General features: G+C 42.5%; 6 protein-coding genes and 1 pseudogene. 3 read left to right on the top strand and 4 right to left on the bottom strand.

The genetic code is table 11. From position 1 onward, the window contains the following. Positions 1–96: 96 nt before the first annotated feature. Both V7K25_RS05165 and V7K25_RS05160 read right to left on the bottom strand, forming a co-directional pair. Positions 97–369 (bottom strand): annotated as a pseudogene (locus V7K25_RS05165) (Rpn family recombination-promoting nuclease/putative transposase); the annotation flags it as partial. A gap of 122 nt (positions 370–491) precedes the next feature. After that, the gene (locus tag V7K25_RS05160; protein WP_335155695.1) at positions 492–1,349 is read right to left on the bottom strand and encodes an acyl-CoA desaturase; all 858 of its coding nucleotides are present in this window, start codon (positions 1,347–1,349) and stop codon (positions 492–494) included. A 282-nt stretch (positions 1,350–1,631) separates the two neighbouring features. Between V7K25_RS05160 and V7K25_RS05155 the strand changes: the two genes are divergently transcribed. After that, the gene (locus V7K25_RS05155) at positions 1,632–2,861 is read left to right on the top strand and encodes a TetR family transcriptional regulator (RefSeq protein ID WP_335155693.1); all 1,230 of its coding nucleotides are present in this window, start codon (positions 1,632–1,634) and stop codon (positions 2,859–2,861) included. A gap of 109 nt (positions 2,862–2,970) precedes the next feature. On the opposite strand, the gene V7K25_RS05150 is transcribed toward V7K25_RS05155, so the two are convergent. Further along, the gene (locus tag V7K25_RS05150) at positions 2,971–3,393 is read right to left on the bottom strand and encodes a hypothetical protein (protein ID WP_335155691.1); all 423 of its coding nucleotides are present in this window, start codon (positions 3,391–3,393) and stop codon (positions 2,971–2,973) included. Positions 3,394–4,304: 911 nt separating this feature from the next. On the opposite strand from V7K25_RS05150, the gene V7K25_RS05145 reads away from it, so the two are divergent. After that, positions 4,305–4,535, top strand: a complete 231-nt coding sequence (locus V7K25_RS05145) for a hypothetical protein (RefSeq protein ID WP_335155689.1) — start codon at positions 4,305–4,307, stop codon at positions 4,533–4,535. Between the two features lie 83 nt (positions 4,536–4,618). After that, positions 4,619–5,038 (top strand): tetratricopeptide repeat protein, encoded by a 420-nt coding sequence (locus V7K25_RS05140; RefSeq protein WP_335155687.1) that lies wholly within the window; start codon positions 4,619–4,621, stop codon positions 5,036–5,038. A gap of 340 nt (positions 5,039–5,378) precedes the next feature. Here V7K25_RS05140 and V7K25_RS05135 read toward each other — a convergent pair whose 3' ends face one another. Further along, entirely contained in the window at positions 5,379–7,247 is a 1,869-nt protein-coding gene (locus tag V7K25_RS05135) for a DUF1565 domain-containing protein (protein WP_442948060.1), read from the bottom strand. Positions 7,248–7,279: the final 32 nt, after the last annotated feature.

Here is a 7,279-nt window from a genome sequence, read left to right as displayed (position 1 = left end):
TAGCCCAAATAATTCGCAACAAGACTGCTCCTAATCTGTTTGGTTGGTCGTGGCAGACTGAATAACTGCCTACCCCTGATTATTGAGCCGATACTTTTTAGGTTTATTTTGGCGTAAGTATAAATAAATTTCTGAAAATAAGCGTGAATAAATTTCTGTGTCGGTTTGAAACTGGACTTCAACAAAGTAAATCGGATTTTCTTCTGTTTGTGTTGGCAGAAAAACGCCATCTATACGAAATGCAGTTTGCTTGATTTCAATTGAGGAGAATTTATAACCCTCTGCCGTTTGGGGTGGATTACCAATTAATTCAAAAAAAATCCCAGGAAGTTCTTGAAAAAGGCGATAAAAAATACTGTCAGTTTTCACGCTTGATGTCTTGCTGAGATTTGCCGCGTTGTCATTTTATCGTGAAATACTACTGATGAAAATTAGTAAGCCGACTGCAAGAAGCAATCGGCTTAACAAATTTATGATAATTTAGTTGCAATTTAGCCGTGACTTGCACCTTGAGGAGGACGTGAGACAACTTTTTTGGCTAAACCCAAAGTCTGCAAAACTAGGATGCTCCACCAAGTAACATCAATCTCCCACCAAGAAAAGCCAGATTTTGCCATGTGAGGATAAGTATGATGGTTGTTGTGCCATCCTTCTCCATAAGTGACGATGGATACCCACCAAAGATTACGAGCGCCATCATTGGCATCAAAGGTGCGGTAACCCCACAGGTGTGATGCTGAGTTCACAAACCAGGTTGAGTGCCAAAGCAATACACATCTGAGAAACACTCCATAGAACACGAAAGGCCATCCTCCTAAGGCATAAAGCAGCAGCGCGAAGGGTATTTGCAACAGCAAGAAGTAGCGATCTAACCAGCAATAATAGGGTTGTCTTGCTAGGTCGGGGGCATATTTTTTATAGGTGTCATAGTCAAAAAATTCTGGGCGTGGATAGAAAATCCAGAGTATATGGCTCCACCAAAAGCCTCTTTGGGCAGAGTAGGGGTCTAAATTAATATCTTCTGTGTGGGCGTGATGCTGGCGGTGTCCACCTACCCAAAAAATTGGCCCACCTTGCAAAGCCAACGCTCCAATCAGGGCGATCGCATACTCTAACCACTTAGGAACCTGGAAACTCCGATGGCTCAGTAGTCGGTGATATCCCAAACAAATACCAATGCTCCCGAATAACCAGTGCAGAAACACTAGCAAACCTAATGCTGACCAGGAGAAAAACCAAGGAGACAGAAGTGCTAAAGCATGAAATGTAGCAAAAAATACTACATTCGTCCAACTGAGTTGAGGTGACTTGCCTCTCTCAGGGGCGAACGCCCCAAAATTTGCGGTCATAAAAATTCCTATTAATGGATGATGAAGTGATTTGTCTTTTGTTGGGCATAATCCCAGTAGGATTTACCCACCCTGTACACCAGTTCGTTACAGTGAGCCAGCGCGGTCTTCTCCCAAAGGGAGAGGCTAGCGCCTGCCGTAGGATGCCCGAAGGGCTGTAGGGGGTTTCCCCCATTAGCGACGCAGGAGCATCACCCGTAGGGTAGAGCAAAGCAAGTATCACTTACATTTGTTATGCTAGCAGAACTCTGATATCGATGCAAGTGCCACTTGCATTTCTGTATGTCATCTCAACTCGTTTCAACTCGTCAACGCCTGATTCAAGCTGCACTTGAGTTGTTTTCTGCTCAGGGGGTCAGCGCTACCACAACCCGCCAAATTGCTGAAAAAGCCGAAGTCAACGAAGTGACTCTATTTCGGAATTTTGGCAATAAGCATGGACTGCTTTTGGCTGTGCTGGAAGAGTCCGCAGCTTTCAAGGATTTAGGTGAGTCGCTGGTGCGGCGGGCTACGCCTCCCGGCAATGTCTACCAAGCTCTTAAAGATTATGCAAGTGATAGCTTACATGCATTAGAACGAGTGCCAGAGTTCGTCCGGTCTGTGGTGGGTGAAGCCGACCAATTCCCGGCAGAAAATCGCCGCGCACTAGGCAGGGGAGTAACAGAGGCAAACCGTTATGTAGCTCAGTATTTAGCTACTGTAATCCAGCAAGGCCACCTAAATACCTATTTACCCGCAGAAAAATTAGCAAGTTTGCTGAATGGGATGATTTTGGGATATGCCGTAATTGAGTTTACCAGCGAATTTCACGAACTTTGGGAGGATCGGAATGATTTTCTCGAAAATTTGGTGGAGTTGTTTTTACATGGAGCCATGTCATCTTCAACAGAATCAGCGATAAACTCTTTACAAGGAGGGTTCACCACCACAGAAGTAGCTGATTTGCCTGCTAGTTTAGTTCACGAAATTTTGCAACAGTCTAGGAAATTTGGAGTACGAGATTATGCCTTGGCTTATGTGTTATTTGGGGCTGGATTATCCGCCACAGAAATAATTAGCTTAGAGCGATCGCACCAAATATACGATACTCAAGGACACTTCTTGCAAATCACCATCCCCGGATTCGTCCGTCAAGTACCCGTGAATCAGTGGATTTTGGGCAAACGCTACGGCTCTTTTACCAATAATCCTCTAATCAAATGGCTCAAAAGTCGTAAAGATGCTCAAACAGCCATGTTTCTGAATGATACAGGCACACCCATCTCAGAATCAGAGCTTGAGACACGTTGGCAAGTATGGAGTGAAAGACTATTAACTCCTCAAGGACAAACACCAGCCATAGCACAAGCACAACAAACCTGGCGTGTAGAAATGTTAATGCGAGGGATTGCCTTAGAAAACCTGATTATTTTAACAGGTTGCGATCGCACCCAATTACAACCCTATGTCCGCCGAGCCAAAGAAAAATCTGCCCTAGAGCAAGCAACCCGATTGGATCATAAACCGGGATAAGGAAGTGGGGAGATAAGGAGTATCAGGTGGGGTTCTCCGACGCAGAGCCAGTAACCGAATAATTCGTAATTCGTAATTAAGAATTCATTAGCATGATGCAGTTAAACGGTTAAGGTAAAACAACAGAGGTTTCTTTACCATTGTTGTTTGCACCATTCAAGATTGTAGCTGTACTCTCAGATGGGGATTGGGTATTGCTCGAACGGCGTGATAATTTCTTGCGTGGCTTGCCTCCCGCCTGAATATATTGCAAACTGTCTTTGCCATAATGGGTTGCCACACTCATTAACATCTTTTCAGAATAGCCGCGCAATTCTTCTTCAATTAGAGAGAGGCGACCTGCCATTTCATCTATGGTAGAGAGTAAAGTGTTGTAGTTAGATAGCTGGGTTTGCAAGGTTTGGATGCGGCTGTCGTAGTTTGTCAAATTTAATCCGTTGCCAAATTCTAGCGTCGGGCTAATTGATCGCATTCCTGCAATTCGACGGAGAGCCTTTTCTAAATCTGGTGAACTGCGTTTTAGTCGTGCCATAAAATGCGCTCCTGAAGGAAGTTATAGGATTACTGCATGTACTCTAGCCAATGCAACAATAAACTTCTCTGAGAGATAATTCGGAAAAATTAAAGCAAATTAAGATCGACCTAATTATTTTTAGTTAATTATACTGAAGTTTTTATTCAGATTGTCAAAAATATTACTCCAAATAAGCGATAGATACTTCAAAGTCGTGTTGAGGTACTTCAAAGTCGTGTTGAGGTACTTCAAAGTCGTATTGAGGTACTTCAAAGTCGTATTGAGGTACTTCAAAGTCGTATTAAGGTACTTCAAAGTCGTATTGAGGTACTTCAAAGTCGTATTGAGGTACTTCAAAGTCGTATTGAGGTACTTCAAAGTCGTATTGAGGTACTTCAAAGTCGTGTTGAGGTATTAGATGATGAGTTTTCTTGCCTTAACCCGATTTACGGCAAAGGCGATCGCGCACAAAAGTATCATAAATATAATTCAACTATAGGACTGCCCTTGGAAAGGTTACGGTGTACACATAAGTTATCCAATCATTACCAGTCCTCGAATTACCCCACCCTAACCCTCCCCTTATAAAGGGGAGGGAACCAAATTTCTGATTTCCCCTTCTTTTTCTGTGATTGACTGCTGTTGAGTTGCTTATAAAGGGGAGGGAACCAAATTTCTGATTTCCCCTTCTTTTTCTGCGATTGACTGCTGTTGAGTTGCTTATAAAGGGGAGGGAACCAAATTTCTGATTTCCCCCCTTTATAAGGGGGGATTAAGGGGGGTAAGGATGTACCGAAGGTGTAATGCGGCACTACCCTGTTTACCGCATGAACTCTCGTAATTTTATAAATACACCTAAAAAGCCGAAAAATTGTACAGTAAATTTGTATATATATATGACTATTAATACTAAATTTTAGTGCAAGCTGATGGTAGAACCTTTAACGGCAGCAGTGATTGTCTCTTTATTTTTCTCAGAGGCAATTAAAGAAGGTGGAAAAGCTTTAGGAAAAGGTGCGGCTGATACATTTGCTCAACTGGTAAACACCATTCGGGAGAAGTTTAAGGCACATAGTATAGATGGAATACTGACACAAGTACAGAATCAACCAACAGAACTAAATAAGGCTATTTTCCAAAGTATCAATTACATCAACTAATTCAAGAATTTCTGAGAAATAAGCAAAATAATTTAGTTAATGCGAAGGAACAAAAAGATAACTTTTGTAAAGTTTTCGTAGAAGTGGCACAGAGTATTCCCTTTTCACCAACTCTACAGTTAATTACAAGTGTCAAAGATGCGATCGCACATTTAGCAGAGATAGCACAAAATCTGACTGATGCAGTCAGTGGTGAAAATTTAATTTGGGTTTTTGTGGGATTAGATAGATTTTATTCTGGACAGGGATTATATGCGATCGCAGAACCCTGGTGTCAGCAATGTGTATCAGTAGTACAAACCCGCTTGGGAGAAGAGCATCCCTCAGTCGCCACCAGTTACAACAACCTGGGCTTACTCTACGATTCCCAAGGACGGTACAGCGAAGCAGAACCACTGTATAAAAAAGCATTATCAATTGCTGAACTTAGCTTAGGAGTAGATCATCCCAGGACAGCCACTATCCGTAAAAATCTGAAATTGTTGGGCGATAATTATACTTAATGCTAGTGTAGTAAAAAAATTATAAATTATCTGTTCCTTTGATGAAACCGCGATCGCCTCTTCCACATTAGAAAAGCGTAGGCGTAGCCCGTCGTAGACATCGCTCTTTCAAGTCGAGTGATATCATTTTGACTTGCGATCGCCAATGACAATCAAAAAAAGGAATAAAAAGGATCTGACCCTCATATTTGCCACGCTGACTGCAACGAACGAATAAATACAAGTCGTCAATTCTCCTTGGGACTGATAGCGATCGCCTTTACATCAAAATTCAAAATTTAGGAAAAAGACTGGAGGGGATTTAAGTCTTTTCCCTCTAACCCTTTTGTCCAATGTCCAATTAATTCAATGGCTCCATAATCGCTCTTAAACCGTTGGTATAGAGTGTTTTAAGCATTTCTTTAGCGTTATATTCACTGCTAAATACTCCTGCTTGCATAACTCTTTGACCTTGCCAAACAGTGGGAAACGCACCAGGAACAAGCGATCGCACTAAATCTTGATCTTTATTAGTTGCTAATGGCACTACTACTCGATAACGTACACCAAATTGTCTTGCAGAGTTACCGCCATAGGGAATACTTGCAGAACTTATTCCGATGTTGCCACTATTAGCAATAGGGATATTGCGATCGGGAAGTGGTAAAAGTGCGGAAGCAGCTGAGGCAGAAGTTTCTTGTATTGGTAATGGCTGCTGTGCAACTGAATTGGATGAGGACTCAGGAGCAGTAAACTCAATCGTCTTAGGCTCAATCCGCACATAATTCAACTGTGGTGTATCAGGTAGCTGTGCTGGACTGGGAGTTGCAACTCTTGAAGTGTTAGCTGGTATTTGTCTAGCTGACAAGCTGCTAGGAGTAGGAAATCCGGCAACTTTAGAGGTGGGTTGCTGTTGATTGGATATAGGCGTGGAAAGCCGCACATTGGCTGGCAACGATGGCAGCAGTTGAGTGTTTAATTGTCTAGGAACACGATTATTTACTGAAATGGTGTTGCTGGTTTGCCTATTAGTAGTTTCAGAGATTTCGGGAGCCGAGAAGGTGATTTCCCCGCTTGATGGTATTTCTTGTAATACATTGTTGGGGACAGGGGCAGGTTGAGAATTTTGGGTTGCAAGTCCTGTTGTACCATTGATATCTATCTTGCCAGTGATGCGATCGCTCACAAGGTTGTTACCAGGAGCAGAAATCACTTGTTTAGCAGCGCTGGCGTTAATGTCATAGCGAGCATTATTTTGAAATTGATTACCCCCAGGTTCGGATGCACTGCCCAAATCTGGCATTGCTTGAGCGATCGCAACTAAACCATCTTCTTTATTATCTTGAATAATATTATTCCGTAAAATCGGGCGGGCATTTGCTTGCACCACAATTCCCGATCTATTGTTTTGAATTTGATTCCCTATGATTACAGGAGCCGCATTTTGGGCAATATTAATGCCAAAACCCGTTTCGTGAAAGACATTTTCCTTCACTTGGGGACTGGAGTTACCAGCAATTGTGATGCCATTGGCTCCATTGCGATCAAAATAATTCTTACTAATAGTAGGTGTAGCATTACCACAGACAGAAATACCATCTTGGGTACTGCCAATAAATGTATTTTCTGCGATTACTGGATTACTTGATTCAACCCATAAACCGTAACCACGGCGGTTTGGGTTCGTCACCGTCACCCCAGTAAGCAAGGTTTCGTTTGCTCCGACAATTGCGACATTTTGACCGGCAAAGCTCCGGCTCAGGTAATCACCACCTCCCTGAATTACAATATCCTTACCTTGATTGCTAGGGTTGCCTTGAATTGAGATACCCGGTTTCAATATTAAGGGAAATTCTTCTCCTGTTTCGGCGCTATAAGTGCCCGTGGAGAGCATAATTACAGTATTGGCCTTAGCTAATCGTAAAGCTTGGGTAATCGTTTTCACAGGAGCGGATTCGCTGCCATTGCCTGTGTCATCTCCACCATTTGGGTTGACAAACAGCACGTTAACCTGAGAATTTGTTTTCTCAACCAGAGGTGCTGAATTTGGTGTCGATGGCATCTGAGCGATCGCGCCACCCAAGAACGTCATACTTGCCGCTCCCATGCTTACAGTAAAAGATAATACTGAAAAAATAAAAAATAAAAGCCTTGCTGATTTTAGAACCTTCGGCTTTGCAAGCATAATATCTACCCTATGGTACTTAGGAAACATACGATGGTGAATCATATTTAACACAACTCCTCGGAAGTAACCATATA

This window comes from Nostoc sp. (genome assembly GCF_036919495.1).
Taxonomy (GTDB): domain Bacteria; phylum Cyanobacteriota; class Cyanobacteriia; order Cyanobacteriales; family Nostocaceae; genus Nostoc.
Note: the sequence above shows the minus strand (reverse complement) of the source record. Positions and strands in the feature narration are given on the sequence as shown.